Below are 2,178 nucleotides of genomic sequence, written 5' to 3' on the forward strand. Positions count from 1 at the left end.
AATTTCGTTTTTGATGGCCATATCAGGGCTGTTCCGTATTAAATGTACGATATTTACCTAATTTGCCACACTTATAAGTAGTAACCCACCTCCGCAGCCATTTATTGGTGTGGTCTACAGAGGATTAAGTCTTTTTAGAGGGGAAAATCCCTAGAACCCCAAGTTGGCGTAAAAGTTGTCGCCGATGTGTATATTGCGTCCGAACTCGCAGCGGAACGTAGGTTCGAAATGAACCTGCTTACCCATTGAGCCGATAAGCTTCGTCAGAACGGCTTCACGCTTTTCCGCGTTTTGGCCGAAGCTGGCATTATAATCATTCGTCAGGAACACTGCTTCCTCACGAGCCGCCACGAGTTCAGACGTTAGATCGTTGTACATCTGCCCAGATCGGATGAGTTCAAACTGTTCGGCAAGTGTCATGCTATCTCCATTTAGAGCGTTTTCCTATCATAGTGGATCGTATCCGCATGATGGCCCCTGAACATTAAAGGGGCACAAATATACGGTAGGCCGATTTCACGCCTTTTGCGCAGCCTTCTTGATGGCAGTTACGAAGCCCGACAGTTCGGCCGGCGAGGTGAACCGGAACACCCGACCGGCAAATCCTTCCATTCGAGCAAGGTCGCGCTGTCGTTGCACCTTTCGGTAATTGATCACAAATCGGAAGAAGGCCCAATCAAAGCGTTCAGGACATCCTGGCGCGAGCTGATCACCGCGATTTCGGCCCAAACCGGATACCGTTCGTCGAATAACTCGCCACAGGCATAATGATGTTGGGTAATCGAGATGGATAAGCGTATTGTCTGGCAAGATAGCGGACGATGGCGTTCGATTCCCATAGGACTAAATCACCATCCTTCAGGCAGGGAACAAGGCCATTAGGGTTCATCGCGAGATAATCGGGGTCGCTCACCACGCCAAAGGTGCCACCCGCATTGATATGTTCATAGGTGAGGCCAAGTTCTTCAGCACACCAAAGCACCTTGCGGTTTCAGGATTTGCGCGACTTACCAAGTGCCCGCGAAGGCAGCGACCGCCAATAATGCCCCGGTCAGAATGTTCGACAGAAAGAGCCGGAAATTCAGCTCCGGCTTTTCGAGGTCAACACGCCATATCTGCCAAGCCAGATGAGCTGCAATAATAACCATACCGATAGCGTAGGGCATCGCCATGTCCAGTAACCACCCCCCAACCGCCCATGCCCCGACAGTCAAGGCGTAGAACAATCCGACGATAGCCTGCCCCCTGCGTCCAAATAGAATCGCTGTTGATTTCAAACCCAAACGGGTATCATCGGCTACATCGACATAAGCATACACCGTGTCATAGCCGATCTGCCACGCTATAGCGCCGACCCACATTACCACGGCTCCTGCTGGAATATTGCCTGACACCTCCGCCCATGCCATCAGCATTCCCCAATTGAACGCGGCCCCCAAAACAGCTTGGGGCCAATGGGTGAAGCGTTTGCAAAGCGGGTAAATGAATACCAGTGGCAGCACGCAAACTGCGACAAGCGCTGTGAATGGGCTTAAGAAAAACAATAGCAGCGCCGCCAAGGCGAGTTCGACGGCGAGGAATATTAGCGCGTGGCGCGTTCGAAGCTGACCACTCGCGAGCGGACGAAGGCGCGTCCGCTCGACATGCCCATCAAAGTTACGATCCGCAATGTCATTGGCTGTCGAGCCTGCGCTTCTCATCAAAAATGCGCCGAGAAAAAACACTACCAAAAGCCGAAATTCGGGGAGCCCTTGGGACGCTTGAATGAGCGCGGCAAGGCAGGGGAAAAAGGTGAGCCATATTCCTACCGGACGGTCGATCCGGGCAAGCCTTGCATAAGGACGCCAAGCAGCAGGCAACCAACGGTCAACCCAATCGCCAATATGAATATCGCTGAGGTCAGGACGGTTCAAAGTAGTCATCATGTGCTCCAATTCTGTGTCACAAAAATTCCGAAATTTGCGACATATTATACGAATAAAACCAGTGACGTAACAGGTTTCAGGAACTATGCGAACGACTAGCCCCCGTAGGCCCGCTCTCCTCATCTAGGGGTTCTAGGGATTTTCCCCTCTAAAAAGACATAATCCTCTGTAGACCACACCAATAAATGGCTGCGGAGGTGGTTTACTTTCAGCTTGGAGCCTAATCATCCACTATCGGCCTTGTTATTTCGCC

Annotated in this window: 3 protein-coding genes; all 3 read right to left on the reverse strand. The window is 51.6% G+C overall.

Annotation, left to right across the window (positions count from 1 at the left end):
- Positions 1-150: 150 nt before the first annotated feature.
- Positions 151-420, reverse strand: a complete 270-nt coding sequence (locus L1272_RS22810) for a maltose acetyltransferase domain-containing protein (protein ID WP_218313322.1) — start codon at positions 418-420, stop codon at positions 151-153.
- 289 nt (positions 421-709) lie between these two features.
- The gene (locus tag L1272_RS22815) at positions 710-982 is read right to left on the reverse strand and encodes a glutathione S-transferase N-terminal domain-containing protein (RefSeq protein ID WP_281716509.1); all 273 of its coding nucleotides are present in this window, start codon (positions 980-982) and stop codon (positions 710-712) included.
- Positions 983-1,007: 25 nt separating this feature from the next.
- Positions 1,008-1,925: a 4-hydroxybenzoate octaprenyltransferase gene (gene ubiA / locus L1272_RS22820; protein ID WP_199524880.1), complete on the reverse strand. Its 918-nt coding sequence runs from the start codon at positions 1,923-1,925 to the stop codon at positions 1,008-1,010.
- Between the last annotated feature and the right edge of the window lie 253 nt (positions 1,926-2,178).

It is taken from the genome of Pseudoalteromonas sp. PAST1, assembly GCF_021532515.1.
Classification (GTDB): domain Bacteria; phylum Pseudomonadota; class Gammaproteobacteria; order Enterobacterales; family Alteromonadaceae; genus Pseudoalteromonas; species Pseudoalteromonas simplex.